Below are 26,616 nucleotides of genomic sequence, written 5' to 3' on the forward strand. Positions count from 1 at the left end.
TGGGAAATCGGTGTGCCGGTCGAACGTGTCGGGTCCGGCTCTAGCTCGCGGCTGCTGTTCGGTGTGTGCGCAGCGACTGCTCGCTCAGGCGCCCGGCGGTGAGCTCGGCGCCGGCGATCTCGGCGGTGACGACGCCGTCGCAGAACACGAGAACGCGATCGCACAGCGCGGCCAGGTCCTCGTGCTCCCCGCTGGCGATGACGATCGAGGTGCCGTCGACGGCGGCCGCCCGGATGTGCTCGAAGATCTGGGTGCGGGCCCCGATGTCGACACCCTGGGTGGGCTCGTGCAGGAGCAGGATGTCCGGCTCGGTGCGGAACCACTTGGCCAGCAGGACCTTCTGCTGGTTGCCGCCGCTGAGCGTCCCCATCCCCGCCTGCGGATCGCGCGGGCGGACGTCGAACACGTCCAGCTGCTCCCGGACCTCACCGAGCTGGTGCTTCTTGCGGAGGAAGCCCTTGGTGAAGTACTTCCGCAGCGTCGTCAACGTCAGGTTCTCGATCACGCTCGCGCTGGCGACGGCCCCGTCGACGGGCCGGTTGGACGGGATCAGGGCCAGCCCGGAGCGGATCGCGGCGCCCGGCGTCAGCGTGCGGGCGTCGAAATGCTGGTCCTTGACGGTCAGCTCACCGCCGGCACAGGGGGTCGCCCCGAAAAGCAGGTAGGGGATCCGCTCCCAGCCCGAGCCCAGCAGGCCGGTCAGGCCGACGATCTCGCCCCGGCGCAGGTCCATGGAGAACGGCGCCGCGCCCTTCCCCTCCAGCCCGCGCGCCTGCATCAGGACGTCCCCGGCCGACTCGGCCTTGTCCGGGTAGAGGTTGTCGAGGCTGAACCCGACGATCAGCTCGATCAGCTTGTCCTCGGTCAGCTGCGCCGTGACGGCGGTGTCGACCAGGGCGCCGTCGCGCAGGACCGTGACGCGGTCGGTCAGGGACAAGATCTCCGACAGACTGTGGGTCACCAGGAGCACCCCCGCACCCTTGGCGGCGATCTCGCGTACCCGCGTGAGCAGCACCTCCGCCGCTTCCCGCGACAGGTGCGGTGTCGGCTCGTCGAGGACGAGGATCGCGTTCTCCACGTGGTCGACCTGGTCGAGCGCCCTGGCGATCGCAAGCAGCGCTCGTTCGGCCTGGGAGAGAGTGCTGACCAGGGCGTCCGGCGAGACGTCCAGGCCGAAGCCCGCCAGCAGTGTGCGTACCTTCGTCCGTTCCTGGGCCCACGACACGTTCCACAACGGACCTGTCTCGAACTGGCCGACGCGCATGTTCTCCAGGACCGTGGCCGACTCGATCAGACCGAGGTCCTGGTGCACGAACGCGATGCCGAGCTCGTGCGGACGACCCGGGTGCAGTGGCAGGTCGACGTCGGCGCCGCGCACCTGCAGGCGCGCACCGTCGTCCGGGTTGTGGAAGCCGGAAAGGACCTTGATGAAGGTCGACTTGCCCGACCCGTTCTGCCCGACGAGCCCGTGGATCTCGCCCCGCTCGATGGTGAGCGCGACGTCGGAGAGCACCCGACGGGGCCCGAAGGTCTTCGACCAGCCGGAGGCGACGAGCAGTTCCTCGGTGTGAGCACCGCCGGTACTCATCTCCGCCTCCTCTCGTCTCGTGCGTCGGACCCGCGGGTCACGGGGTGATCCCCCAGACCCGTCCGTACTCGGCGGCCAGGTCGACCGGGCCGAAGAAGTTCGCCATCTTCGGGTCGTCGAAGTTGAGCTCGCCGACGTTGGCCTTGTCGAACAGACGGATCGGCATCTGCGGGTCGTGCAGGATGGGCGAGCCCTTCGGCTGACCCACGATCAGGCGCAGCGCCTGGTCGACGGTCGACCACCCGTGCCACTCGGTCGACGGGCCGACGTCGGCGACGAAGACGTCGCCGCTGTCGATGAACTTCACGATCGACGGCGACGCGGTGATGCTGAGGATCTTCACGCGCTCGGTCGCGTTGGCGGCGTGCACTGCGGGGATCATGGCCGGGACCGCGCCGTCGGCCAGCGGGATCAGATAGTTGATGTCGCGGTCGGCGCTGATCCCGGACTGCACCACCGTGGGCAGGCGGGTGTCCCACTCGCCGACGGGGACGTCGGACGACTTCAGGGTGCAGGTGTCCGGACAGAGCCGCCTGAACTCGGCCTCGATCGCCTGGTGCAGCGGCGGCGAGAGCGCCACCTCCGGCGCGCCGTAGTAGACGGCGTTGACCCGGCCGTTCGAGTCGGCGATGGCGTAGTCCGCGAGGAGCTTGCCCATCTCGGCGATCGCGAAGTTGTTCGCCGCGGACACGCCGGGGGTGGGCGGCTGCGACGAGTCGTTGCTCGACGTCTCGATGACCGGGATGCCCGCCCGGGTGGCGGCCTCGATGGAGGCGCTCAGGATCTTGGGGTCGATCGACTGGATGAGCAGGGCGTCGACACCCTTGGCGATGAGCGAGTCGGCGCAGCGGACCCACTCGGAGGGTCGCCCCTTGCCGTCGCAGTAGTCGATGTTGAGCCCGGACAGCGCGGCGGCCTCGCGGGCGCCTTCGAGCATGATCTGGGAGAACGGGTTCGACGCCGTGATGGCGACCCAGCCGAGCGTCTTGCCGCGCGCGGATGACGCGTCGAAGGCAGGCGGACCCGGCTGCGGCCAGGCGACCTGCTGCTGCGCCTGGGCGACCAGGCTCTTGGCCTCCTCGACACTGGCGCTGTCGGCAGCCGCTCCCTGCGGCGCCGAGCTCCCGGACCCGGCACCTCCGCAGGCGGCCAGCAGCGTCATGGCGCCCACTGCGGCCAGTGCGACGAGCCCTTCTCTGATCCTCGTGAATCGCAATGAATCGCGCATGTCAACGACCTTCCTTCGATGCTCGGTTGCGTGGTGCGCCGGACGGCTTCCGACCCGCGCGTGCTCGTCGGGTGCGTGCGCGCCGAGGCTCGATCGCTCGGCGGATGAGCGTTGGGACCTGTCGCTAGTCACGCGACGACTTGGCGCCCGCGATGCGCGACAGCGTCACCGCCACGGCCAGGGAAGCGCCGTAGAAGACCTGCGAGACCCAGTCGACGAGTCCCATCATCTGCAACCCGGTGATGCCGGTGATGAGGAAGTAGACGGCGATGAACGTGCCCCAGGGGTTGAACCGGCCCGGGGTGATGGTGGTGGCGCCGAGGAAGACCGCCGCGAATGCAGGCAGCAGATAGTCCTGAGCGACGGTCGGCGAGGAGGACCCGAGCTGGCCCGCGAGGAAGACACCCGCGATCGCGCTCAGCGACGAGCACGCGATCAGCGCACCGGCTCGGATCGCATTGACCCGGATGCCCGAGAGCCGGGCGACCGACCGGTTCTCACCGACGAAGAACATGTACGTACCGAGGGGTGTGCGGCTGAAGACGTAGGCCAGGAGCAGCACGATCGCCAGGCCGTAGAAGAAGACGAGCGGGAGACCCGCGACCTGGGTGCGCATTGCTGCCGACAAGGCGCCCGAGGTCCCGACCACGGTCGCCGGGGTGACCGCGTACCCCACGCCGACCAACATGAACCCGATGCCGAGGGTGACCACCAGCGATTCGACGCCGACCGCCACGATGAGCAGCGCGTTGATCACGCCGATCGCCACGCCGGAGGCGAGCGCGGTGACCACTGCCGCCCACAACGGCCATCCCGCCTCCGCGGTCAGGAAGTGGGTGAGGATGAGCGAGAGCCCGAGAACTCCCGCCACCGACAGGTCGTACTCACCGACCGCCAGCGGCAGCAACAGGGCGAGTGCGAGCACCGCGAGGACGGCCTGCGAACCGAAGATCGTGCTGAAGTTGGCGCCGGTCAGGAAGGAGTCCGGCCGCAGCACCCCGAAGACGATGATGACGAGTGCCCACACCCCCACGAGGGCGTACTTCTGAGCGTGTCGCATCACTGACGGCGTGGCAGCCGGCGTGGTCGCCGACCGTGCCGTGGCAAGCTCTGTGGTCACCGGAGTTATCCACCTTCGTCTCTGGCTGGGCCCAGCGATGCGCTGAGTCACTGGTATGGGGATGACGAGCCCGACGATGCTCCGGTGCTCGACGAGAGCCCGGGGTGCACGACCGCGCGTCCAGGAAGGACACATCACGCGACGCTGCGGTCCGGAATTCGCTAAACCGAAGGAATATTCCGTATAGCGATGTGCGTCACCGTAAAGGGGCATCCGGTACCTGTCAAGAGGCTCGCGGGAGGCTCGTGGGCACCGCGCCCGGACGCAGCCACGACGGCGTCCCTGGCTCCCGTGAACATCCAAAGCGCCACGTCAACGCGTCGGACCTCGCCGACGCGAACCGCCGACACCTGGGGCGCCGTCGGCCGCCGCGCGCGGTAGGCCCGCCTCCCACGAGAGGGACCGGCGGACCGCGTACGTCGACAGCGGATCGGCGCGAACGCCCCATACCGCCGACGGAGAGCCCGCGCCGAGCAACCCGCTCGCAGCGCTCGCCGGCCGCACGGGACGAGGGCACCACGGGTCACCGGGTTCCAGGACAGACCGCGTCGGCGGAGCGAGACCGACATCCGTCCGGGACCTGGACGCGCGCTCACACCCGATCGCCGTCACTCGACGAGGACGTCCGCATCTGTCTGCGCAGTCGCAGCTGGAGCTGCAGAACCAACCGTTGAGTCGGATCGTCGAGGTCGATACCCGCGAGATCCGTGAGCTGCGCGAGCCGATAACGAAGCGTATTCGGATGAATGTGCAGGATATCTGCAGCTCTGCGCGTTTCGCCCCAGTTCTCGAGGGACGCCGCGAGCGTGTTCACATACTCTGAACGCCCCGATGCGTCCGACTCCACGAGCAGATCGAGGGCGTCGCCGAACCGTTCGAGGGGCGCGCTCAGCAATGGCAGGCATTCGTCGAGGGCGACATGGGACCAGACCTCTCGCAGAGATGCGACACGTCGACCGGTGCGGTGCGCGGAAAGGGTGGCGGCTGCTCGGCGCGAATCTCGAGCCGATTCCCAGGCAGAGCTCAGCGCGGCGCGGTGACCTCCGACTCCCGCGACGACGTGGCGTCCGGGCTCTCCGAGCTCGGTGAGCACCCGGCTCGCAAAGCGGCTCGGGTGAGCGTCGCCGCACTGTCCGTGGGAGGCCGGGCAACCGGTGAGAAGTACGGCGAGAGCTCCGTCGGCAAGGACGGAGAACGCCCGGGTGCTACCGGACCGGCCCAGCGTCTCGATCGCCGTCCGGAGTGCGGCGACGCTGTCGATCGCGGGCTCCGGCTTCGAGGGGGCGGTGAAGGTGAGGACATGGAGGGGCAGTTGCGGGGGAAGGCCCGCGATCGTTGCGAAAGCGACCCCGGCGACAGCGGGTGCGTTCTCGCGCAGGAGGCCGAGCAGGCTCTGGTTGCGCGCCTCGAGTTGGTCGTCTCGCGTCCGCTGGATCCGCCGGACCAGCGGCCCCAGCCGGGCCGCCGCCGCCCTGAGCGTCTCGTCGTCCCGGCGCGTGAAGGGGTGTGCGTCGCGGGCCAGCCAGATGCTTCCGAGTAGTTCGCCGTCGAATCTGACCCCGGCAACGAGCCTGGGCCCCAGTCCGATCTCGGGCACGGCATCGACGTGCAGGATCTCCTGGCCGCCGGCGAGCTGCGCGAGTACACCTTGGGCGTTGAAGGCGCGTTGAAATGTTTCCGGTAGGCGTCGCTGCAGGATCGCCACGCGACGGGCGTCGTCGAGGTCTCCTGTTGCCCGGGAGTAGGCGAGTATGTCGAAATTGTTGTCCTCGATGATGACGCTGCCCTGCATCGCGGCACCCAGCTCGTCGGCCGCTGCGGTGATCGCGCCGAAGGCAGCACCATGGTCCGGCAGTGCGACTGAATCGGCGGCGGCGCCGAAGAAGTCGCTCAGGCAGTCGAAGACATCTGACCACGGGACGTGTTCGTGGATCACGACGATCGTCGCCCGGGCCGTCGGGGTACCAGTTCGCGGAGCAGCCAGGCTGTACCGGGCCGGGTCCTTCATCAGGACCGCCGTGATTCCGGCATCGGCGCAGTACTGCTGCAGTTCGGCGACCGCCGCTTCGCCGGTCGCCGGCTCCTGCACGACCAGGACGGCCTGGTCGGCCCGGTGGGGCCGTCCCTCTGCGCAGATGCCGTTCACGTCGGAGTCGAGCAGCGCGGTGCCGGTGACGAAGTCGACGCGGGGGCCGAGCCCTCGCACGACCTCCGAGAGCTTCACCAGGCCCTCCTGTTGGTCGCGACCGAGGCGTCGTGCTGCGGGAGCCGGTGTGCCCGCGTCGTACGGCCCCGGCCGCGAGCCGGCAGCGGCGGAAGGTGAACATCATCGTGGGCATGCCGGTGCTGTGCAAGCCCGTCGCGGCGGGGGTGTCGGCACGGGGATCAGCGGGTCGCGCGGTGCAGGAACCGACCGCGACCGGCTTTCCCGACGTAGCGGCCGCGCCGCGCGACGAGCTCACCTCGCGAGTACACGGCGTCGAAGCTGCCGGGCAGCGACCAGCCCTCGTAGGGCGTGTAGTCGACCGCCTGGTTCTGGGTCGCTGCGGTGATCGTCGTGGTGCCGTCCGGGTCGAGCAGCACGAGGTCCGCGTCCGCACCCGGTGCGATGTGACCCTTGCGGGGGTGGAGACCGAACTGCTGGGCCGGGATCGTCGAGGTCAGGGCGACGAACTTCTCCAGCGTGATGCGACCTTGTGCCACACCCTTCCCGTAGACGACGGACATTCGGTGCTCGACCCCCGGCCCGCCGTTCGGGATGGACCGGAAGTCCGCCCCCGCGAGCCGTTCCTTGTCCGCGAAGCAGAACGGACAGTGGTCCGAGCTCACGACGCTCAGGGTGCCGGCGCTGAGGCCCGACCACAGGGCGTCCCGATGTTCCCTGGTCCGCAGCGGCGGCGTCAGGACCACCTTGGCCGGCTCGAAGCCCGGCTGGTCGTAGAGCTCGCGGTCGAGCGTCAGGTAGTGGGTGCAGGTCTCGGCAGCGACCGGCCAGTCCCTGCCCTGCGCGGCGGCCACCGCCTCGACCGCGCCGGCGGTCGACAGGTGCACGAAGTACAGCGGGGCGTCCGCCATGCGTCCGATCCGGATCGCACGCTCCACAGCCTCGACCTCGGTGGCGGGAGGCCGCGCGATCTCGTGGGTGCCCGGGCCCGTCTTTCCGGCCGCGACGAGGTCGGCCGCGATGCGGTCGATCACGTCGCCGTTCTCGGCATGGACGCAGACCTGGCTGCCGACACCGCTGGCCGCGCGGAGGACATCGTAGAGCTGGCCGTCGTGCAGCATCAGTGTTCCGCGGTAGGCCATGAAGACCTTGAAGCTGCTGACCCCGGCCTGCGCGATCTCACCGAACTCCTGGGTCGCACCGTCGTAGAGGTCCGTGATGCACATGTGCATCCCGTAGTCGATGACGGCCTTCCCCTGGGCCTTCGCCAGGTGGGTGTCGAGCGCGTCGGTGAGGCGTACCCCCGTCGGCTGCATGGCGAAATCGACGATCGTGGTCGTTCCGCCGCATGCGGCCGCAATCGTTCCGGATTCGAAGTCGTCGGCCGTCGTCGTCCCCATCAAGGGTGAGTCCAGATGGGTGTGGACGTCGACGCCGCCGGGGAGCACATACTTTCCTGTGCAGTCCACGAGCTCGATCGAGTCGGTATCGAGTTGCGGGAACGAGCCGACTGCGACGATGGTTCCGTTCTCGACCAGAATGTCTGCGTCGAACTGTCCGGTACTGGTGACGATGCGGCCACCCGTGAAACACGTGAATGACATTGCGCGCTCCTGTTCTCCTACCGGTTTCGTGCTGACCCGCAGGTCAGTCCAGTGCGCCCGCGGGCAGCGGAATCGGTTCGCCGCGGCCGGTCCGCTCGACGAGAATCGCGTAGTGCTCAGGGCGCCGGTGCGCGGCGAAGTCGAAGACGCTCTCGCGGAACGGCCGCGCCATGTCGAGATCGACCTGCGCCACGACGACCTCGTCGCCGTCGGTCATGGCCTTGGCGACGATCTCTCCGCTGGGGGCGACGATCGCGGACCCGCCGATCATGTAGACGCCGTCCTCGTAGCCACACTTGGCCGCAGCCGCGACCCACACGGAGTTCTGGTAGGCGCCTGCCTGCAGAGACAGCAGGTGGGTGGCCATCTTGGCGTGGGGCTCCTCCTGCCAGCCGGGAACCTCCATCGGGGTGTTGTAGCCGAGGACGACCAGGTCGGCGCCCTGCAAACTCAACGCTCGGTACACCTCGGGCCAACGCCGGTCGTTGCACAGGGCCATGCCGATGTTCAGCCCGTCGGTCGGGAAGACTCCGAATCCGAGGTCCCCGACCTCGAAGTACTTCTTCTCGAGGTGCTGGCTGCGCAGCGTCGCACGGTTGTCGTCGTGGCCCGGCAGGTGGACCTTCCGGTACTTGCCGGTGATCGCACCCTCCTTGTCCACCGTGACGCTCGAGTTGTAGCGACGGCCGGCGGGGGTCAGCTCGGCGTAGCCCAGGTAGAAGCCCACACCGAGGTCGCGGCCGGCGGCGAACAACGGGGCGACGTCGTCGTTCGGCATGGACGTCTCGTAATTGGCGTCCATGCCGCTGTTGTCGTCGACCCAGTACCGCGGAAAGAACGTCGTCAAGGTGAGTTCCGGGAAGACGACGAAGTCGGCGCCACGGGCAGCGGCGTCACGGAGAAGACCGGTCAGACGTTCGACGACCTCCGCCTTCGATTCGGAGGGCTGAATTCCGCCTACCTGCGCAACGGCCAGACCGAACGTCCCGCCGGCCTTCTCCTGATTGTCGACCACGACGACTGACTCCTTGTCGAGCGATACGAAGTTCGCATTTCCGCGCAGGAGCCTAACCAGACCGCTCCCTCACGTTCTGTGGTTCTCGCACAGACTGTTCCGCATGCTGTTGTGCTGTCGTCCAATGGCGCACGGGCGCCGCGCCGCGTCGTGCCCGGCGGCGCGCGTATCGGCTCGTCGGACTGCCACGCCGGTGGTGGACGTGTCGTCGGGTACGCGTCCGGCCGGGCCAGGAGCGCTGGGTCTGGCCGATGCACCAACAGGGCGGATCGGTTGTCGCGGCTTTCGCCAATGACGGACGTGAATGTGACCCGTAATACTTTCGGCGGCACGACGACGGCCCGTCGTCGGTCCGGCGGGGCAGGTGCCTCGTCCGCCGATGCCCGTCGGCTCGGGCTGGTTCGCCCTCCTCGCACCGCCGTCGCGGCGACCCGGAAACCGCATGTCGCGTTCGCCGGACCGTCGGTGCGAGGTGCCGCACGACCGCACTGCCGAGCACGTCAGGCCGCTTCGGTGCGGCTGTCCATCGCGGATCGCATCGGAACGTCCGATCCGCCGTTCCTCGACGAGGAGGTCCGAGCTGTGCCGACGGAGAACACCGGCGACATCGCCCAGGAATTGAGCGTGGACGACCCGGAGGAGCGTGATCCGGCACCCCCGACACCGCCCACCGAGACCGGGTCGGCGCGTTCCTCGTCGCTACGCGGACTCTCTCGCACGACCTGGAAGGTCACCCTGTTGTCGCTGGGTGGGTGGGCGCTGGTCAATGCCGACAGCAGCCTGTTCAACCTCAACTATCCCCTGATCGCGCTGGACCTCGGGATCACCGACAAGCAGATCGGCCTGATCTACGCGCTGATCTACGCCGTCGGTGCCGCGTCGACCTTCCTCGCCGGCCCGATCATGGATCGTGTCGGACGCAAACCGGTCTTCCAGGCGTGCCTGTTCGCTGCGGTCCTCGGCAGCGTGCTGACCGCCGGTGCCCCCGGAGTTCTCATCCTCGTCGTGGCCCGCGGTCTCACGCAGGCCGGAGCGAGCACCGAGTGGATGGCCGGCCAGGTGATGGTGGCGGAGGAGGCGCCGGCCGCCGTGCGGGGACGTCTCATCGGTATCGCCCAGGTCGGCTATCCCCTCGGCTTCTTCCTCGGCTCGCTGCTGTCCTGGGCGATCGTTCCGCTGCTCGGTTGGCGCTGGCTGTTCGTGTTCGGCATCCTCCCGGTCGTCGTCATGATCTGGGCGCGCCGCGCGGTGAACGAGTCGCACCGCTTCCAGGCCAGCCGAGCCGCCGAGCCCGGCGCCCACCGGGGACACCTCCGGCAGATCTTCGCCGCGGACCTGCGCCGCTCCTCGATCCTGGTGTCGATCTGGCACGTCGTGTACGCCTTCGGTTTCGCCGGGATCGCGAGCTACCTGCCGACGGTGTATGCGGCGTACGGGATCAGCCTGGACCACACCTACCTGTCCTCGGCCATCGCAACCGCCGTCGCCGGCGTCGGCTACCTGTTGTCCTCGGCCGTCGGCGAACGCATCGGCCGGCGCGAGGCCTCGATGCTGTGGCTGACGCTGGGTGCGGTCGCCGGTCTCTACATGGCTTTCGCCGGGACGACGCTGGTCTCGCTCACCATCGGGTACTCACTGATCTACTTCTTCCTCGCCGGCCACATCACCGCGTCGGTCGGCTATGCGGCAGAGGTCTTTCCGACGCGGGTGCGAGGCACGGGCGCCAACCTCGTCGCCGGGATGGAGTGGATCGGGTTCTTCTGCGCGGCCCTGTTCGGCCCGTACCTGTTCGACGCCATCGGGGTTCCCACCACGCTGCTGATCTGGCTCACGATCTGCCCGCTCGTGGCTGTCGGTTGCGCGGCCGGGATGCGTCGGATCCGGCCCGGGACCGTCCTCGAGGACATCGCCCGCTAGGAGGGCGCATCCGGACGTTTCGTAGGTCCGCACCAAACGCGCGGTTCGGGATGTCACCTCGCGACGAAGACGGCGAACCGCACGGCGACGAGGATCGGGGCCAGGAGGGTGCTGAACAGCGCCGCGCAGTAGGTCCGAGCTGTTCAGCGCGCTCCTGGACCTGCCGTCACGAGCCGGTCCATCGGGTCCGGGCGCACCCAGGGGGTGGCAGCCCAGGCCCGATGGGCTGGTGGTCCCCCGGCCCGATGACTCACGAAGGAGAACGGCACCCGATGTCCGCTTCGACACTCGCCGCACCCATCGGCCTCGCGAGTACCCAGATGCAGCTCCCGAGCATCGAGGGCCCGGTCACCGTGCACCACTCGGGGTCCGTCGACAGTGCCCCGGTCGTCTTCCTCCACGGCGCCGCACCGGGCGCCGGTGGGCTGTCGAACTGGCGTCCGGCGCTCACCGAACTCGGGTCCGACTTCTTCTGCCTGGCGCCGGACTTCGTCGGGTTCGCCGACAGCTGGCACCCTGCCGAACCGCCGCGGGACATGCGGCTGTGGAACAGGCTTCGCGTCGAACAGACGTTGGCGGTGCTCGACCACCTCGGGATCGAGCGTGCCCACCTCGTCGGGAGCTCGATGGGCGCCTCGGTCGCCCTGCAGCTGCTCACGGAGGCACCGGAGCGTTTCGACAAGGCTGTCCTGCTCGCCACGGCAGGGACTCCCGTGCCCGTCACCGAGGAGCTCGAGCGGGTCATGTCGTTCTACCTGGACCCGAGTCCGGCGGCGTTGGCGCGGCTGTACAGCTGGTTCGTCCACGATCCCGCCGCGATGCCGGTGGACCTGCGAGCACTCGCGGAGCGGAACTACGTCGTCGCGTCCCGCCCGGACGTGCGGCGTTCCTTCGAGGCCCAGTTCGCGTCGGGGCCGCCGGTGGGGGTCCCCGAGACCGCGCTCCGCCGGATCAGCCATCCCACCCTGGTGGTGCACGGGCTGCAGGACTCGGTGGTGCCGGTGGAGGCGGCGTACTACCTGGCCCGGCACATCCCCGACGTCCGGTTGCACGTCCTCGGCCGCTGCGGGCACTGGATTCCGTCGGAGTACCCGGATCGGACCCACCGCCTGCTGCGCAGCTTCTTCGCCGGAGACCTCTGACGCGTCCGGTCCTCGGCTGTGCCCTCAGCGCTGGTCCGACGCGGTGTCGCGGTGGAAGTCCTCGATGTGGCGGCGGACCATGGCCTCGGCGTCGTCGGCGCGCCCGTCGCGGACCGCGTGCAGGATGGCGCGGTGCTCGGCGCGTAGCCGGCCGGCGAGCGTGGGCCAGTCGGCGGCGCGGGCGGCGCCCTCGCCGATGTACTCACGCACGGCCCCGCCGATCCCGGCGAGCACCGCGGCGTGCAGGACGTTGCCCGACATCCCCGCGAGCGTCACGTGGAACGCACCGTCGAGGTCGAGGAACCTCGGCGCGTCGAGGCCGGGGACGTCCATCGCGTCGAGCAGAGCCGATGCCTGGTCCAGGCCGTCGGTGGTGGGCCGCGCGGCGGCATCGCGCACTGCGGCCCCTTCGACGAGCAGGCGCAGGTCCACGACGTCCCGCACCGGTACGTGGTCGGTGGCGACGTGCAGCCGCAGCGCAGCGCCGAGCCCCGCAGCCGGGTCCGCGACGACGGTGGCGCCCGCCTCCGGCCCCGACCCGGTGGCCGTCCGGATGACGCCGAGCGCCTCGAGGATCTTGATCGCCTCCCGCACCGACGGCCGCGACACCCCCAGCTGCTCGGCCAGCGCTCGCTCGCCGGGCAGCCGGTCGCCGACGCGGATGCGGCCGGACGCGAGGTCCTCCTCGATGTGGGCGAGGACGACCTGGTGGGTGCGCATTCGCGAATCCTATCGAGTGTGGTCTGACCACAGCAGCTAGGCTGGTCGACGACCACGTCCCGGAGGTCCCACCACCATGAAGATCGCCCTGTCATGAAGATCGCGCTGTCATGAAGATCGCCCTGTTCGTCACGTGCCTGTCCGACGCGCTGTTCCCCGAGGTCGGCAAGGCCGTCGTGACGCTGCTGGAACGGCTCGGCCACGAGGTCGCGTTCCCCGCCGCGCAGACGTGCTGCGGGCAGATGCACGTCAACACCGGTTACCGACGCGAGGCGCTCGGCCTGGTGCGCCACCACGTCGAGACCTTCGAGCCCTACGACGTGATCGTGGCGCCGTCCGGGTCCTGCGTCGGGTCGGTGCGCCACCAGCACGCCGACGTCGCCCGCGCCGCCGGCGACGACGCGCTCGCCGCCCGCGCCGAGGCCGTCGCCGCCCGGACCCACGAGCTGTCGGAGCTGCTCGTCGACGTACTGGGAGTGGAGGACGTCGGCGCCTACTACCCGCACCGCGTCACCTACCACCCGACGTGCCACTCGCTGCGGATGCTGCACGTCGGCGACAAGCCGTTGCGCCTGTTGCGCCACGTGCGCGGCATGACGTTGCTGGAGCTGCCGGGTGCCGACCAGTGCTGCGGGTTCGGCGGGACGTTCGCGGTGAAGAACGCGGACACGTCGACGGCGATGCTGGCCGACAAGATGTCCCACGTCCTCTCGACGGGCGCCGAGGCCGTCAGCGCGGGCGACAGCTCGTGCCTGATGCACATCGGCGGCGGACTGTCGCGGCTGCGGACCGGGACGCGCGCGGTGCACCTGGCCGAGATCCTCGCGAGCTCGGAGGCTTCCCGATGACCGACCTCGGGATGCCGCTCCTCCGAGCGCCGCGCGGCGTCGGGCACCTGCGCGGCGACAAGAGCTTCCCCGCCGCCGCCCGCGACGCGCTCGCCGACTCCCAGCTGCGTCGCAACCTCGGGCACGCGACGTCGACGATCCGCGCGAAACGCGCCACCGTCGTCGCCGAGCGGGCCGACTGGGAGCAGCTACGCGCCGCCGGGTCGGCGATCAAAGCCGCCACGATGGCGCACCTCGACGAGCACCTCGAGCGTCTGGAGGCCGAGGTGACCCGCCGCGGCGGCGTCGTGCACTGGGCCCGGGACGCCAACGAGGCCAACGAGATCGTCACCCGGCTCGTCGCCGCGACCGGGAGCCGTGAGGTCGTCAAGGTCAAGTCGATGGCGACGCAGGAGATCGGGCTCAACGAGGCCCTGGAGGCCGCGGGCGTCACCGCGCAGGAGACCGACCTCGCCGAGCTGATCGTCCAGCTCGGCGGCGACCTCCCGTCGCACATCCTGGTGCCCGCGATCCACCGCAACCGCGCCGAGATCCGCGAGATCTTCCTGCGCGAGATGCCCGGCGTCGACCCCGCGCTCACCGACGAACCCCGCCGCCTCGCCATGGCCGCCCGCGCCTACCTGCGGGAACGGTTCCTGCGCGCCGACGTCGCCATCTCCGGCGCGAACTTCGGCGTCGCCGACACCGGGTCACTCGTCGTCGTCGAGTCCGAGGGCAACGGCCGCATGTGCCTGACCCTGCCCAGGACGCTGATCACGGTGATGGGCATCGAGAAGGTCGTGCCCACGTGGCAGGACCTGGAGGTCTTCCTGCAGCTGCTGCCCCGCAGCTCCACCGGCGAGCGGATGAACCCCTACACCTCGGTGTGGACAGGCGTCACCCCCGGCGACGGGCCGGCCGAGGTCCACCTCGTCCTGCTCGACAACGGCCGCACCGCCACCCTCGCCGACGACGTCGGCCGCGCCGCGCTGCACTGCATCAAGTGCTCGGCCTGCCTCAACGTCTGCCCCGTCTACGAACGCACCGGCGGGCACGCCTACGGCTCGGTCTACCCCGGCCCGATCGGCGCGGTGCTGTCGCCGCAGCTCACAGGCGTGGAGGACAACGCGTCGCTGCCGTTCGCGTCGTCGCTGTGCGGGGCGTGTTTCGAGGCGTGCCCGGTGCGGATCGACATCCCGTCGTTGCTCGTGCGGCTGCGGTCCCAGCACGTCGAGGCGCGGCGGGAGGCGTCGCGGGTGCCGAGCGCGGAGGCCGTCGCGATGGCCGCCGCCGCATGGACGATGTCCGACCCCGGCCGGTTCGCCGCGGCGGAGAAGGCGTCACGACTCGGACGGGTGTTCGGGCGCCGATCAGGACGTCTGACGACGCTCCCGCCCCCGCTCTCGGCCTGGACCGCAGGCCGCGACGCACCGAGACCGCCCGCGGAGACGTTCCGCGAGTGGTGGGCCCGGGAACGCGGATGAGCGCCCGCGAGGAGATGCTGTCCGCGATCCGCCGCGCCAACGCATCCGCCACCGACACCCCGGTCCCCCGCGACTACGAGCGCCGCAGCCCGCACTCCCCTTCCGAGCTACTCGACCTGCTGACCGACCGCCTCGTCGACTACAAGGCGACGGTCGTGCGGGTCCCCCTCTCCGAGCTGCCGACCGCGCTGGCCGACGCGGTCGCGCCGTACAGCCCGGTTCTCGTGCCACCCGACCAGCCCTGGGACCTCGACGCCACGCCGGACTCCCCCGCACTCGGCCCCCATGATCTGGACGGGTTCGCCGCCGTCGTCACCGGGTGCGCGGTGGCCTGCGCGGAGACCGGCACGATCGCGCTCGACGGCGGCCCCGCCCAGGGCCGCCGCGCGATCACCCTGGTCCCGGACGTGCACGTGTGCGTCGTGCACGGGTCGCAGGTGGTCGGCTCGGTGCCCGAGATGATCGCGGCGCTCACCCCGACCCGCCCCATCACGTTCGTCAGCGGCCCCTCGGCGACCTCCGACATCGAACTGCAGCGGGTCGAAGGCGTCCACGGCCCCCGCACCCTGATCGTCGTGCTGGCCTGTGAGTGGCAATAGTCGCTATAGCGACTATTGCCACTCACGACCCGCGGCGCCGCGCTGCACACCGCCCCGCCCTGCACACCGCCCCGCCCTGCACACCGCCCCGCCCTGCACACCGCCCCGCCCTACGCGAACGAACGGCACCGATACGGTTCTGCGCATGGCACGGCGGCACGACCACGACGCGGGCGGCGACCCGGAGGTGCTGGCCGCGAAGGCCGCGCTGCGCGACGAGGTGTGGACGGCGCTCACCGAGGGCGGCGTCTCGCGCTTCCCCGGAGCCCGCAACCGGATCTCCAACTTCGTCGGCGCCGAGGCCGCCGCGCAGCGGCTGCGTGGGCTCCCCGAGTGGGAGGCGGCGCGGCGGGTCAAGTCCAACCCCGACTCCGCGCAGTTGCCCGTCCGGCAGCGGGCGCTGGAGGACGGCAAGACCGTCTACATGGCCGTGCCGCGCCTGGCCGAGGACGACCCGTTCTTCCTGCTCGATCCCGACCACCTGGCCGACCCGCCGCGGCGGGCGGTGTCGATCAAGAACGCGATGCGCTCGGCCCGCCGCGTCGCCGTCGACGAACTGGAACCGGTCGACCTCGTCGTCACCGGGTGTGTGGCGGTCGGTGAGGACGGGGCACGGCTGGGCAAAGGTGGCGGGTTCGCCGACCTGGAGTTCGCGTTGGCCAGCGCAGCGGGGCTGATCGGGCCGGACACGGTCGTCGTGACGACGGTGCACGAGCTGCAGGTCCGGCCCGCCGGGACGATCCCGACGTCGTCGCACGACGCGCCCGTCGACCTGATCGTCACCCCGGACCGGGTCGTCGACTGCCGGTCCGCCCGGCGCGACCGGCCGACCGGCCACATCGAGTGGGCGTCGCTGACCGAGGAGAAGATCGCCGCGATCCCGCTGCTGGGCAGGCTTCGACCACAGTCGTGAGTGGCAATAGTCGCTATAGCGACTATTGCCACTCACAGGGAGGTACTCGTGACCGAGATCGTGCTCGTCCGTGGAGACATCACCGAGGCCGAGGTCGACGCCGTCGTCAACGCGGCGAACTCGTCGCTGCTCGGCGGCGGGGGCGTCGACGGCGCCATCCACCGCCGCGGCGGCCCCACGATCCTCGCCGAGTGCCGCGAGCTGCGGGCCACCCGCTACCCCGACGGGCTGCCGACGGGCCACGCCGTCGCCACCACGGCCGGCGACCTGCCCGCGCGCTGGGTGATCCACACCGTCGGGCCGGTCTACGCGAAGAAGGAGGACCGCCGGCACCTGCTGGAGTCGTGCTACCGGGAGTCGCTGCGGGTGGCCGACGAGCTGGGCGCGGCGACGGTCGCGTTCCCCGCGGTGTCGGCGGGTATCTACGGCTGGCCGCTCGACGACGCCGCCCGCGCCGCGGTGGAGACGGTGCGCGCCACCGGATCCGCGGTGCGCGAAGCCCGGTTCGTGCTGTTCTCCGACGACGTGCTCGCCGCGTTCCAGGCGGCCGTCGGATAGTCAGGGCAGGTCTGGTCTGGTCAGCGCAGGTCGCGCAGGTCGGTCTCGACGAGCTGCTCGCGGCCGATCCACTCCTGGGCGAGCCGGGTGTCGCTGCGCAGCAGGTCGGCGACGGCACCGCGCAGCCCGTCGGGCAGCCACGCGATCAGCTCGGTGATGTCGCCGGCGAACGGGTTCGCGGGCTGGGGCTCGCCCTCGTCGAGCAGCCACGCGTAGAGCGTCGACGGGCGCAGCTGCGGCAGCCCGAGGGACTCGGCGGTCATCTCGCCGCGGCGGGCGATCTCCAGGCCGCCGACGTCGAGGTCACCGAAGTAGGACAGCTCCTCCGGCTCCTCCTCGGCCAGCGCCTCCAGCACGACCCCGAGCTGGTTTCCCATCCCCCACACCACCTGGCCGACGGTGCCGTCGCCGGGCAGCGCGTCGGCCAGCGACTCCCAGGTCGCCACGTTCTCGACCACGAGCGTGATCGGGCCGTCTCCGATGTGGCGCGACGTCGGCTGCCAGCGGGCGCGGCGGACGCCCAGCAGCTCGCGGGTGAGCCGCCCCTCGCGGAACAGCCTGCCGCGCAGCAGCCGGCCGAGGGCCTTCTCGTCACCGGTCAACCGGACGGAACGTTCCTGGAGGGGGACGACGTCACCGGCACCGCCGGAGGCGAGGAACTGCTGGACCCCGTCGAGCACGGCCCGTTCGCCGGGGGTGGGGTACTCGTCGCGCAGGAACGCCGGCACCCAGTGGAGGTCGGCGTGCCAGCCTTTGACAGTGGCCGGGCCGATCACGTGAGGGTCGGTCACGAGCCCGGGGCGGCCGATGCGCGTCACGAACCGGGGTAGGGCGGGGCGCGGCAGCGTCTCCCAGCCGGTGCCACCGACACGGGGCAGCCGCACGACCCCGGCCTCGGCCAGCTCGTCGCACACCGCGCGCAGCCGGGCGCGGGCGTCGTCGGCACCGGCGAGGCTCGTGTCGGCACGGTGCGCGGCCGCGTACAGGACGTCGAGGGAGATGCGGCCGGTGCGGGCGCTGACGATCACGTCGGCCAGGCGGGTGGCCAACGGCGAGAGCGTCTCGGTTGCGGGGGCGGTCACGGTCACCTCACATCAGGGTCATGACGGGGTCCTCGCGCCAGACCCGGGTCGTGTCGACGGCGTCGGACGGGTCGGCGCCGGCCAGGACGCGTTCCTCCTGGCGGACATACTGGCGTCCCCCCGCCGACGACGTGGAAGAGCCGGCGACGTTGCGCATGCGGATGATGTTGGGGAAGCGGCCGACGGCCTTCAGGTCGCCGACGCCGGTGAGGAAGATCAGCTGGACGCCGTTGGCGGCGGCGACCTTGCGCTGCAGGTCGAGGAACACCACGTAGTTGGCCTTGCCCAGCGGGTTGTCCAACGGGAGCGCGCCGAGGCCGGGGACGTCGCGGCCGCGGCTGGTGGCGCGCAGCTTGGCGACCATGCAGAACAGCAGCAGGGAGATCGTCACCTTCTCCCCGCCCGACCACTTCCGCATCCGCTCGACCGACACCCGTTCCACGGCGAACGTCGTCGACGGTTTGAGGACGCGGGCCTTCCAGTTGCCGTCGCCGACCACGGCGTCGGTGGCCTGCCACAGCAGCTCCAGCCCGCGGGGGACCTCGGCGCCGCGGGCGGTGAGGGCGTCGACGAGGCGGGCGCACCGGTCGCGGACGACGGCGTCGGCGGTCTCGACGCTCGCGCGCGGCCCGACCTCGAGGAACCGTTGCCCGGCCCACTCCCCCAGCGTCGGCGGCAGCTCCGACAGCGACTGGGCGCGGGCCAGTGAGCGCAGGGCCTGGCGGACCATGCCGGTCATCGCGGTGACGACGACGGCCTTGTCCTGCTCGAGGTCGGTGAGGCGGTCGCGCAGGTTGGTGGCGTAGACGGCGAGGTCGGTGGCGAGGGTGTCGGCGACGGGCGCGAGCTCGCCGGCGACGTCGGCGACGCGGAACCGGTCGCGCACATCGGGTTTGACGGCGGCGAACCGGTCGGAGGCCGCCCATACGACGATGCGGCGGGCGACGTCCTCGACGGCGCGGGTGGCCGTGCGGGCGTCGGCGAGGGCGGCGTCGACGGCGGCACGGGCGCCTTTGACGGCGGTGCGGGCGTCGTCGAGGGAGCCCACGTCCGGTGCGTCGACGGGTTCACCGGGGTCGACCCGCAGGAGTTCCAGCAGGTGCGTGAGGCCGGTGGCGCGTTCGCGGGCGGTGCCGCGCAACGTCTCGGCGTCGCGGGCGCTGTCCTGGGCGGCGGCCTTGGCGGCGAGATGACCGACGACCCGTTGCGCAGCCTCGGCAGCGGCGTCGAGTGCCCGGGTGCGGACCGCGTCGAGCTCCGCGGGATCGTCCGGGAGGTCGTCCTCCTCGGCAGCCGGCGGGTGCGCGGCCAGCTCCGCGTCGGCGTCGCGCTGTTCGGCGCGCAGCTCCCCGCCTGCCGACGTCAGTCGCTCGGCCGTGGCCTGTGCCCGCGCCGCGGCGGCGTCGCGGGTGGCGGCGTCGGCGCCGTCGGGACCGTCGAGGAGCGCCTCGGCGCGTTCACGGACCTCGGCGCGCAGCTCCGCGGCCCGGGCCGCCGGCGCGGCGAGTGCCCGGCGGGCCTCCTCCAGGGCGACGGCGAGGGAGGACTCCGACACCTCGCGCCGGTAGGCCTGGTCGGCGCTCTCCCAGGCACGGCGGGCGTCGTCGAGGGAGTCCGGGGCTTCTGCCGACGCGCCGGGGTCGGGCAGCGACGCGCGGACCTCGCGCTGCTCGGCCAGTACCCGCCGCACCGCGGTGACCTGCTCGGACGCGGCCGCGGCGGCGGCGCGCGCGTCGGCCTCCGCCGCGGTTTCCCGTGCCACCTCGCCACCGCGCGCGGCGATGAGCGCGGGCAGCTCAGCCGCGCGTGCGCGGCCCGCGGCGGCGTCGCGCACCCGTGGGAGCAGCGACGACAGCGTCGCGATGGCCGCGGCGGCGGCCCGGCGGGCGCGTTCCAGCTCGCCGCGGCGGGTGTCGGCGTCGGCCTCCCGCGCACCGACGGCCGCGACCTCGGCGCTGATCCGGGCCAGGTCGGCGTCGGCGGTGGCGACGGCCTCGGCGGCCTCCGCGGCGGCGGCGTCGAGCGCGTCGAGGGTGCCGGGCGGGCAGTCGGCGCGCAGCCGGTCAAGGCGACGGCGCCTGTCGGCGTCGGCGTCGCGGCGGGCGACGAGCTCGGTGTCCGCGTCGGCGCGGTGCGCGCGGGCAGCCTCGCGACGGTCGATCTCCGCGCCGGCGGCGGCCCGGTCGGTCAGCGCGGCTGCGGGCGGGAGCAGCCAGCCCGTCACGTCGGCGCCGCCGGCACTCTCCAGGTCGCGGGTCGTCGCCAGCACCACCGGCGACGTGGGCCGCAGCCCCGATGCGGTGAGCGCCGTGCGCGCGGCGGGCAGGTCGCGTTCCTCGTGAACGAGCAGGCCACCCGCGAGCGCGGGCGCGGCCGCCATCAGGTCGGCGCGACGCTCCGGGGGGACGGAGTCGGCGAGGTAGCGCCAGCCCGTCGTGACCGGGATGCCGGCCCGGTCGAGGACGTCGGCGGCACGGACGACGTCGAGCGTCGGCGGCAGCAGCCGGTCGGCACTCAGCGTCGCGAGGGCGCGTTCGTCGTCGGCGTCGGCGACGGCGAGCTCGACGCGGCCGCGGTCGGCGCGGGCGACGGCGGCGGTGAGCAGCGCGGCGAGGTCGGCTGCCTCGACGACCGGGTCGATGTCGGTGCCGCCCGCGAGGGTGCGCAGGCGCTCGTCGGCGGCCAGTTCGCCGACGCGTTCGCGCAGCTCCGCGGCCCGGGCGGCGGTCGACTCCGCGGTGCGGGCGGCGGCGCGGCGGGCGGCGGCGACGCTGTCGGCCGACGCGCTCAGCTCGGCGCGCCGTTCACGCAGGCCGGCCCGTTCGGTGGCGAGGCGGTCGAGCTCGTCGGCGGCGTCGGCGTCGACCTGCTCGTTGCGGGCGACCGCGTCCTCGACCGTCGCCGCGTCGACACTCGCCGCGGCGGTGTGGTCGAGGGCGAAGTGGGCGGACGCGGCGGCGAGGTCGGCCTCCAGACCCGCGAGGGCCTGTGTGACCGCGGTCAGCTCACCGGCGAGCGCGCCACGCTGTTCCGACGCGGCCTGCGACGCGGCGCGCGCCGCCCGTTCGGCGTCCCGGGCCTGCGCGATCTCGTCGTCGAGGGCCGCGGCGCGGGCGTCGAGCCCGGCGACGGCGGCGTCGAGGGCGCGCGCGTAGCCGGCGGCGGTCTCGTCGAGACGGGCGCGCAGCGGCGCCGCCTCCGCCGTCGCGGCGGCGAGCTGCTCCTCCAGCGACGTGACACGGCGCCGGGCCTGCCGGGCGGCGTCGACGGTCGGGACGGCGTTCCAGCCCGCGACCAGCGCCGACGCGGCCGCCTGGTCCTCGGCGAGGCTCGCGGCACGCAGCCGGGCCGCGGCGACGCGGGCGGTGGCCGCGCGGTGGCGGGCCGCGGCTTCGGCGCGCCGGTCGTCGGCGGCGTCGGCCTCGTGGCGCGCGGCGAGACCGGCGAGGGCGGCGACCCGGTCGGCGTGGCCGGTCGCGTCGGCCTCCGCCCGGCGAGCGGCGGCGGCGAGGGCGGCCGCCAGGTCGCGGGCGGTCGACTCGGCGGCACCCACGGCGGCACCTGCGACGTCGTGGGCCGCGCGGGCCGCGGCCAGCTCACCGAGCAGCGGCACAGCCTCGTCGGCGAACGCGAGGTCGGCGAGGATCTCCGGCCGCGCGGAGAGGCCCTCGCGGACTTTCTCCAGGATCTCGGAGACGGCGGCGGGCACCTCGGGGTCGACGATCAGCTCCAGCAGGTAGCGGACGAACTGGTCGGGCCCGCGGAACTGGAACTGCCCCTCGATGCCGCCCTCGGTGGCGTTCATCTGCAGGATCGCGGTGAAGATCGACGGGTCGAGGCCGTGGTCGTCGAGCAGCTGCGCCCAGCGGTCCTGGGAGTCGGTGACGGCGGCGCCGCAGTCGGGGACGGCGCCCCAGCGCTTCACGGCGGACACGAAGTCCCGCAGGGAGGTCGGCGTCTCACCGCTGTCGAAGGGCAGCGCGTCCATCGTCGCCTCGGACCCGGGCGGCGAGCGGAACACGTACCAGCGCGCGCCGAGGCGGTCGTGATCGCGGTTGGGGTCGGCAGGCTGGACACGGTCGGCCCACTCGTACACGGCGCCGGTGACGAGCGTGGCGCCCCCGGGCCCCGACCACTCCACGACGACGTGCGCGGTGTCGGAGCCGAGCACGTAGTCCTCGAGGTGCTTGCCCGTCGTCGAGGTGGCGAGGAAGTCGCGCCGGTGCGGGCGGACGACCGCGCAGATCAGCGACAGCACCGTCGACTTCCCGCCGCCGTTGCGCAGCCACAGGATGGAGTGCAGCGGCTGCCCGTCCTCGCCGGTCAGCTCCAGGGTGACGTCGACGAACCGGGCCGCGGCGGGGCCGATGCGGTGCAGCCGGACCCGGCGCATCGTCCACATGACGGGAGGGCTCATGGTGCCTCTCCGCGGGCCCGGGCGTCGCGCAACGCGTCGAGCGCCGCCCCGCCCGCGCTGTCGGCGACCAGCAGCCGGAAGCGGTCGGTGAGGTGGAAGGTGTCGGGCCCGAGCGTGCCCGCCTCGCGGGCCGCGCCCTGCTCGACCAGCCAGCCGAACACCTCCTCGACCGCCTTGAGCGTGCAGCCCCGCGCGCGGCGACCGGTCTGCGTGGTGATCAGCTGCGGGAGGTCGGCGTAGACCTGGGCGGCGGTGCGGGCACGTTCCTCCGGGCTGCCCTCGACCCCGCCCAGCCCGCCGAGGGCGTCGAGCGAACCGCGGATGAACTCGTCGACCCGCACGATCTCGACCAGCCGCGTCTCGGGGTCGTCGAAGTCGGCGTCGGTCGGGTAGGCGAACGCGGCGATCCCGATGAGGACGAGCCCGAACACGAGCCGGTCGTCGGCGTCCATGGTGGTGCGCAGGTCGGCGAGCCGCGTCGCGAACGCCCCGCCCGGCTCGGGGGCGAGCACCATCCCCGAGCGCGGGACGCCCAGCACCTCGAGCCCGAGGCCTTCGGCCATGGTGTCGACGACGTCCTTGAACCCCAGCTCGCTGCGGTAGCGGTCGAGCAGCGCGCGGTACACCCCACCCTCGACAGGACGCGCCCGGCGGGCCAGCGCGAAACCGAGCAGCTCGGCGGCGGCCCGGACCTGCGTGAGGTCGGCGGCGACGCTGCTCATGCGACGGACTCCTTGCGGCGCAACGCAACGAGCAGGTCGCGCCCCGACCCGAACCGGTGCGCGAGAACGACACCGTCGTCGACGGCCTCGATCCCGCCCGCCAACACGTCGATCTCCCCCGCCACGTCGCCCTCGGCCTCGGCCGCCAGGTCCGGCGCGAACGCCCACAGCGCCGAGAGGAGCACCAGCTCGGCCACCTCCGTGACGTCCTCCTCGGGGGCCACGCCCGGCACCGCGTCGAGCAACGTCGACAACCGGACCTCCCCGCCGCCCGTCACCGCCGACAGCACCTCCCGGGCCGCGCCGACGACCGGCTCGGGGTAGCGCTGGACGTCGTGCGCCTCGTCGTCGCCGTCGGGGACGACCTCGACAGCGGGCTCGGCCGACTCCCGCGCCCGCGGCGGCGCCCACAGCATGTCGACCATGTCGTCGAAACGAACGAGCCGCGGAACGGACACGCCCAGCGCCCGATCCGCGAACGCCGACGCGACCGTGAGCGCCTCGGGACGCGGCAGGGCCAGCACCGCTAGCAGCACCTCGTCGCGCAGCGCGAGCATCCGCAGCCGGCGCCGCCGCGCGAGCCGCTGGCGCACCTGCGCGGTGAGGAACACCTCGCGGGCACCGACGAGGCGGCGTTCCAGGTCGAGGTGCACGCGCCGGGCCCGGCCGATGAGGTCGACGATGCGTCCCGACACCGCCCGCACCTCCGGCGAGGTCTCCGCGTCGAGGCCGCCCTGTACGTGCTCCAGCAGCCGGTCGTCCTCGCCGATGCGGGCCTCGACGTGACGGCGGGCCCGCACGAGCCGATCGGGAACCTCCTGCTCCCAGTCGTGGGAGCCCACGTCGCGGCGGGTGGCGTCGAGCAGCTCGGCCAGCGTCGCCGACATGCCGACGCTCGTGCGCTCGGCCTGTGCCGCGGTGCGGGCGGCGGCGTCGAACCGGCGGTCGTCGAGCTGTCGCTGCAGGACGTGGGCGAGCGCGCGGTCGGCGTCCTCCAGGTCGACGTCGAGGCCGCCCAGGAACAGCGTCACCGCCTGGTCGCTGGCCACGACGACGGGCCCGTACTCGGCCTCCCGCAGCGACAGCAGCCGGAAGCTGTAGGCCTCCCAGCGGACGGTCTCGCCGGGCGCGCCGAGGTCGGCGAAGCGGTAGCTGAAGCGGCGCTGGTCGTGGGCGTCGTTGAGCAGGCCGCGCACGACGGTCTGGGCGGCGTCACGGGCCTGGTCGGGCCGGCCGGGGCACATCCGCGAGGCGAGGCCGGTGAGCTCGTCGACGACGTCGTCGAGGGTGGCCTCGCGGGCGAACCCCATCGAGCCGACGACGACGTCGACCGCCGCGAGGGCGAGCAGCCGCAGGTCGTAGTCGGCGTCGTCGATGCCGGCGTGGGCGGCGTTGCGCACCAGCCGCGACACCGGGTCGGTCAGGGCGAGGGCCCGCCAGCGGTCGCGCGCGGACGCGTCGGCGGCGGGCGAGATCACGCCCCCGTACGCACCCGTCATGTCCCTCGCCGGCTGTTCCGTCCTGCAGCGCTTGTTCCTGCAGGGCCCGGACGGAGGGTAGCCACCGGGTCCGACGGCCCCGGCCGGAGGTCGTGAGCGGCGATAGTCGCTAGAGCGACTATCGCCGCTCACGGGGGCCGCTAGGGTGGCCGCGGGCAGCGGCGCTCCACGTTCGTCACCGGCGAGGAGGACCATGACCACCGTCGACAACAGCCAGTGCCCCGAGATCCGCCTCGGCGAGGACGTCGACCGGTACGACCCCGACCACCGGGCGTGGGTCGTGCGGGCGGTGGCGCGCATCCAGGCCGAGACGAACCGGTCGTCGGACACCCACCTGCTCACGGTGCCGCTGCCGCCGGAATGGGACGTCGACCTGTACCTCAAGGACGAGTCGACGCACCCGACGGGCTCGCTCAAGCACCGGCTCGCCCGCTCGTTGTTCCTGCACGCACTGTGCAACGGCTGGATCCGCCGCGACCGGCCGGTCATCGAGGCGTCCAGCGGCTCCACCGCGGTGTCCGAGGCGTACTTCGCCCGGCTGATCGGGGTGCCGTTCGTCGCCGTCGTCGCCCGCACGACCAGCCGGCAGAAGATCGAGCTGATCGAGCTGCACGGCGGCCGCTGCCACCTCGTCGAGACGGCGTCGGAGGTCTACGAGACGGCCACCCGGCTCGCCCACGAGACCGGCGGGCACTACATGGACCAGTTCACCTACGCCGAGCGCGCCACCGACTGGCGCGGCAACAACAACATCGCCGAGTCCCTGTTCGCCCAGATGGCCCGCGAACGCCATCCCGAACCCGCGTGGGTCGTCGCGACGGCCGGCACCGGCGGGACGTCGGCGACGATCGCGCGCTACGTCGTCTACACCGGACGCGCCACCGGCATCTGCGTCGCCGACCCCGAGAACTCGGCGTTCATGCCGGGCTGGCGCGAGGGCGACGCGAGCGTGACCACCCCGGTCTCGTCGCGCATCGAGGGCATCGGCCGGCAGCGGGTCGAGCCGAGCTTCGTCGGCACCGCGATCGACCGCATGATCCGGGTGCCCGACGCCGCCGCGATCGCCGCCGTGCGCGACCTGGCCGCCAAGGCCGGGTGGAAGGCCGGGGCGTCGACGGGCACCGGGCTGTGGGCGGCGTACCGGATCGTCTCGGAGATGGTCGCGGCCGGGCGCGGCGGCAGCGTCGTCACCCTGCTGTGCGACTCCGGCGAGCGCTACACCGAGACCTACTACTCCGACGCCTGGCTGGAGTCCGCGGGCCTCGACATCGCCCCGTACCGCCGTCGCCTCGACGAGTTCCACCGCACGGGGACACTCGGGTAGTACTTGCTCCATGACGACGTTCGTTCTGGTGCACGGCGCGTGGGGCGGGTCCTACGGCTTCCGCAAGGTCCGGCCGCTGCTGCGGGCGCAGGGCCACGAGGTGTTCACGCCGAGCCTCACCGGGATCGGGGAACGCTCCCACCTCACCGGTCCGCTGGTGTCGCTCACCACGCACGTGCTCGACGTCGTCAACACCATCCGCTACGAGGACCTCGACGACATCGTGCTGCTCGGGTTCTCCTACGGCGGCATGGTCGTGACGGGCGCACTCGACGCGATCGGCGACCGGGTGCGCGAGCTCGTCTACCTCGACGCGTTCGTCCCCGCCGACGGCCAGAGCGTCGTGTCACTGGCCCCGGCACGTGCTGTGCCGCAAGGTCTCGGCGCGCCGTGGCTGATCCCGCCGAGCGAGCGCGAGTACGACTCGCCCGAGACCGCGGCCTTCTCGATCCCCCGCCGCACCCCGCAGCCGGCGCGGACGTTCAGCGAGCCCGTCCGGCTCGGCACACCGCTGGAGGAATGCCCGTTCGGGCTGACCTACATCCGGGCGACGGCCGAGCCGAACGCGGCCTTCGAGGCGGCCGCCGCGCACGCTGCGGTCTCGCCCGCGTGGCGCCACCACGAGATCGACACCGGCCACATGGTGCCGGAGAACCGGCCCACCGAGCTGGCGTCGATCCTCCTCGACCTTGC

At 72.2% G+C, this 26,616-nt stretch carries 20 protein-coding genes; 9 read left to right on the top strand and 11 right to left on the bottom strand.

Annotated features, from left to right (window positions below; translation table 11 throughout):
• Positions 1–40: 40 nt before the first annotated feature.
• The 6 genes from PSU4_RS13525 to PSU4_RS13550 form a co-directional block, all read right to left on the bottom strand.
• Positions 41–1,588: a sugar ABC transporter ATP-binding protein gene (locus tag PSU4_RS13525; protein WP_147107433.1), complete on the bottom strand. Its 1,548-nt coding sequence runs from the start codon at positions 1,586–1,588 to the stop codon at positions 41–43.
• Positions 1,589–1,625: 37 nt separating this feature from the next.
• A complete protein-coding gene (locus PSU4_RS13530; RefSeq protein WP_186816926.1) occupies positions 1,626–2,816 on the bottom strand; it encodes a substrate-binding domain-containing protein in 1,191 nt (396 codons plus the stop codon).
• Between the two features lie 124 nt (positions 2,817–2,940).
• Positions 2,941–3,876: an ABC transporter permease gene (locus PSU4_RS13535; protein ID WP_186816927.1), complete on the bottom strand. Its 936-nt coding sequence runs from the start codon at positions 3,874–3,876 to the stop codon at positions 2,941–2,943.
• Between the two features lie 652 nt (positions 3,877–4,528).
• Positions 4,529–6,160, bottom strand: a complete 1,632-nt coding sequence (locus PSU4_RS13540) for a PucR family transcriptional regulator (protein ID WP_147107441.1) — start codon at positions 6,158–6,160, stop codon at positions 4,529–4,531.
• Positions 6,161–6,321: 161 nt separating this feature from the next.
• Entirely contained in the window at positions 6,322–7,704 is a 1,383-nt protein-coding gene (gene hydA / locus PSU4_RS13545) for a dihydropyrimidinase (RefSeq protein WP_147107444.1), read from the bottom strand.
• Positions 7,705–7,747: 43 nt separating this feature from the next.
• Complete coding sequence (locus PSU4_RS13550) at positions 7,748–8,719, bottom strand: N-carbamoyl-D-amino-acid hydrolase (RefSeq protein WP_147107447.1); 972 nt, start codon at positions 8,717–8,719, stop codon at positions 7,748–7,750.
• A gap of 582 nt (positions 8,720–9,301) precedes the next feature.
• Here PSU4_RS13550 and PSU4_RS13555 point away from each other — a divergent pair.
• Both PSU4_RS13555 and PSU4_RS13560 read left to right on the top strand, forming a co-directional pair.
• Positions 9,302–10,636: an MFS transporter gene (locus PSU4_RS13555; RefSeq protein WP_186816928.1), complete on the top strand. Its 1,335-nt coding sequence runs from the start codon at positions 9,302–9,304 to the stop codon at positions 10,634–10,636.
• Positions 10,637–10,908: 272 nt separating this feature from the next.
• On the top strand, positions 10,909–11,778 hold the full coding sequence (locus tag PSU4_RS13560; RefSeq protein WP_186816929.1) for an alpha/beta fold hydrolase: 870 nt from the start codon (positions 10,909–10,911) through the stop codon (positions 11,776–11,778).
• A gap of 24 nt (positions 11,779–11,802) precedes the next feature.
• Here the strand turns inward: PSU4_RS13560 and PSU4_RS13565 are convergent, their stop codons facing one another.
• Positions 11,803–12,498 (bottom strand): FadR/GntR family transcriptional regulator, encoded by a 696-nt coding sequence (locus tag PSU4_RS13565; protein WP_147107455.1) that lies wholly within the window; start codon positions 12,496–12,498, stop codon positions 11,803–11,805.
• A 110-nt stretch (positions 12,499–12,608) separates the two neighbouring features.
• On the opposite strand from PSU4_RS13565, the gene PSU4_RS13570 reads away from it, so the two are divergent.
• The 5 genes from PSU4_RS13570 (at position 12,609) to PSU4_RS13590 (ending at position 16,879) form a co-directional block, all read left to right on the top strand.
• Complete coding sequence (locus PSU4_RS13570) at positions 12,609–13,346, top strand: (Fe-S)-binding protein (protein WP_147107458.1); 738 nt, start codon at positions 12,609–12,611, stop codon at positions 13,344–13,346.
• A complete protein-coding gene (locus PSU4_RS13575) occupies positions 13,343–14,809 on the top strand; it encodes a LutB/LldF family L-lactate oxidation iron-sulfur protein (RefSeq protein WP_147107461.1) in 1,467 nt (488 codons plus the stop codon). The genes PSU4_RS13570 and PSU4_RS13575 overlap by 4 nt, the downstream gene beginning before the upstream one ends.
• On the top strand, positions 14,806–15,408 hold the full coding sequence (locus PSU4_RS13580; protein ID WP_147107464.1) for a LutC/YkgG family protein: 603 nt from the start codon (positions 14,806–14,808) through the stop codon (positions 15,406–15,408). Before PSU4_RS13575 ends, PSU4_RS13580 begins: the two co-directional genes overlap by 4 nt.
• Positions 15,409–15,553: 145 nt before the next feature.
• Positions 15,554–16,321: a 5-formyltetrahydrofolate cyclo-ligase gene (locus tag PSU4_RS13585; protein ID WP_147107468.1), complete on the top strand. Its 768-nt coding sequence runs from the start codon at positions 15,554–15,556 to the stop codon at positions 16,319–16,321.
• 48 nt (positions 16,322–16,369) lie between these two features.
• Positions 16,370–16,879 carry an O-acetyl-ADP-ribose deacetylase gene (locus PSU4_RS13590; protein WP_147107471.1) on the top strand — a complete coding sequence of 170 codons (510 nt, stop codon included), beginning with the start codon at positions 16,370–16,372 and terminating at the stop codon, positions 16,877–16,879.
• Positions 16,880–16,899: 20 nt separating this feature from the next.
• Here the strand turns inward: PSU4_RS13590 and PSU4_RS13595 are convergent, their stop codons facing one another.
• Genes PSU4_RS13595 through PSU4_RS13610 form a run of 4 tightly spaced genes read right to left on the bottom strand, consistent with a single transcriptional unit; the run spans position 16,900 to position 24,599 of the window.
• The gene (locus tag PSU4_RS13595) at positions 16,900–17,961 is read right to left on the bottom strand and encodes a Wadjet anti-phage system protein JetD domain-containing protein (RefSeq protein WP_147107474.1); all 1,062 of its coding nucleotides are present in this window, start codon (positions 17,959–17,961) and stop codon (positions 16,900–16,902) included.
• A 7-nt stretch (positions 17,962–17,968) separates the two neighbouring features.
• The gene (locus PSU4_RS31250; protein WP_186816930.1) at positions 17,969–22,378 is read right to left on the bottom strand and encodes a hypothetical protein; all 4,410 of its coding nucleotides are present in this window, start codon (positions 22,376–22,378) and stop codon (positions 17,969–17,971) included.
• Positions 22,375–23,100, bottom strand: a complete 726-nt coding sequence (locus PSU4_RS13605) for a hypothetical protein (protein ID WP_147107477.1) — start codon at positions 23,098–23,100, stop codon at positions 22,375–22,377. The genes PSU4_RS31250 and PSU4_RS13605 overlap by 4 nt, the downstream gene beginning before the upstream one ends.
• Positions 23,097–24,599, bottom strand: coding sequence for a hypothetical protein (locus tag PSU4_RS13610; protein ID WP_147107480.1), 1,503 nt, complete (start codon positions 24,597–24,599; stop codon positions 23,097–23,099). Before PSU4_RS13610 ends, PSU4_RS13605 begins: the two co-directional genes overlap by 4 nt.
• Positions 24,600–24,792: 193 nt before the next feature.
• On the opposite strand from PSU4_RS13610, the gene PSU4_RS13615 reads away from it, so the two are divergent.
• The gene (locus PSU4_RS13615) at positions 24,793–25,923 is read left to right on the top strand and encodes a PLP-dependent cysteine synthase family protein (RefSeq protein WP_147107482.1); all 1,131 of its coding nucleotides are present in this window, start codon (positions 24,793–24,795) and stop codon (positions 25,921–25,923) included.
• Between the two features lie 10 nt (positions 25,924–25,933).
• Positions 25,934–26,616 (top strand): alpha/beta hydrolase (locus tag PSU4_RS13620; RefSeq protein WP_147107485.1); only part of this gene is annotated, 683 nt, incomplete at its 3' end.

This window comes from Pseudonocardia sulfidoxydans NBRC 16205 (assembly GCF_007989085.1).
Classification (GTDB): Bacteria; Actinomycetota; Actinomycetes; order Mycobacteriales; family Pseudonocardiaceae; genus Pseudonocardia; species Pseudonocardia sulfidoxydans.

What these genes read in the sequence shown, in the direction of transcription:
- PSU4_RS13580 (WP_147107464.1), top strand. Translation starts at nt 14,806, where the DNA reads ATGAGCGCCCGCGAGGAGATGCTGTCCGCGATCCGCCGCGCCAACGCA.
- PSU4_RS13525 (WP_147107433.1), bottom strand. Translation starts at nt 1,588, where the DNA reads ATGAGTACCGGCGGTGCTCACACCGAGGAACTGCTCGTCGCCTCCGGC.
- PSU4_RS13615 (WP_147107482.1), top strand. Translation starts at nt 24,793, where the DNA reads ATGACCACCGTCGACAACAGCCAGTGCCCCGAGATCCGCCTCGGCGAG.
- PSU4_RS13530 (WP_186816926.1), bottom strand. Translation starts at nt 2,816, where the DNA reads ATGCGCGATTCATTGCGATTCACGAGGATCAGAGAAGGGCTCGTCGCA.
- PSU4_RS13535 (WP_186816927.1), bottom strand. Translation starts at nt 3,876, where the DNA reads ATGCGACACGCTCAGAAGTACGCCCTCGTGGGGGTGTGGGCACTCGTC.
- PSU4_RS13575 (WP_147107461.1), top strand. Translation starts at nt 13,343, where the DNA reads ATGACCGACCTCGGGATGCCGCTCCTCCGAGCGCCGCGCGGCGTCGGG.
- PSU4_RS13570 (WP_147107458.1), top strand. Translation starts at nt 12,609, where the DNA reads ATGAAGATCGCCCTGTTCGTCACGTGCCTGTCCGACGCGCTGTTCCCC.
- PSU4_RS13585 (WP_147107468.1), top strand. Translation starts at nt 15,554, where the DNA reads ATGGCACGGCGGCACGACCACGACGCGGGCGGCGACCCGGAGGTGCTG.
- hydA (WP_147107444.1), bottom strand. Translation starts at nt 7,704, where the DNA reads ATGTCATTCACGTGTTTCACGGGTGGCCGCATCGTCACCAGTACCGGA.
- PSU4_RS13560 (WP_186816929.1), top strand. Translation starts at nt 10,909, where the DNA reads ATGTCCGCTTCGACACTCGCCGCACCCATCGGCCTCGCGAGTACCCAG.
- PSU4_RS13565 (WP_147107455.1), bottom strand. Translation starts at nt 12,498, where the DNA reads ATGCGCACCCACCAGGTCGTCCTCGCCCACATCGAGGAGGACCTCGCG.
- PSU4_RS13610 (WP_147107480.1), bottom strand. Translation starts at nt 24,599, where the DNA reads ATGACGGGTGCGTACGGGGGCGTGATCTCGCCCGCCGCCGACGCGTCC.
- PSU4_RS31250 (WP_186816930.1), bottom strand. Translation starts at nt 22,378, where the DNA reads ATGAGCCCTCCCGTCATGTGGACGATGCGCCGGGTCCGGCTGCACCGC.
- PSU4_RS13605 (WP_147107477.1), bottom strand. Translation starts at nt 23,100, where the DNA reads ATGAGCAGCGTCGCCGCCGACCTCACGCAGGTCCGGGCCGCCGCCGAG.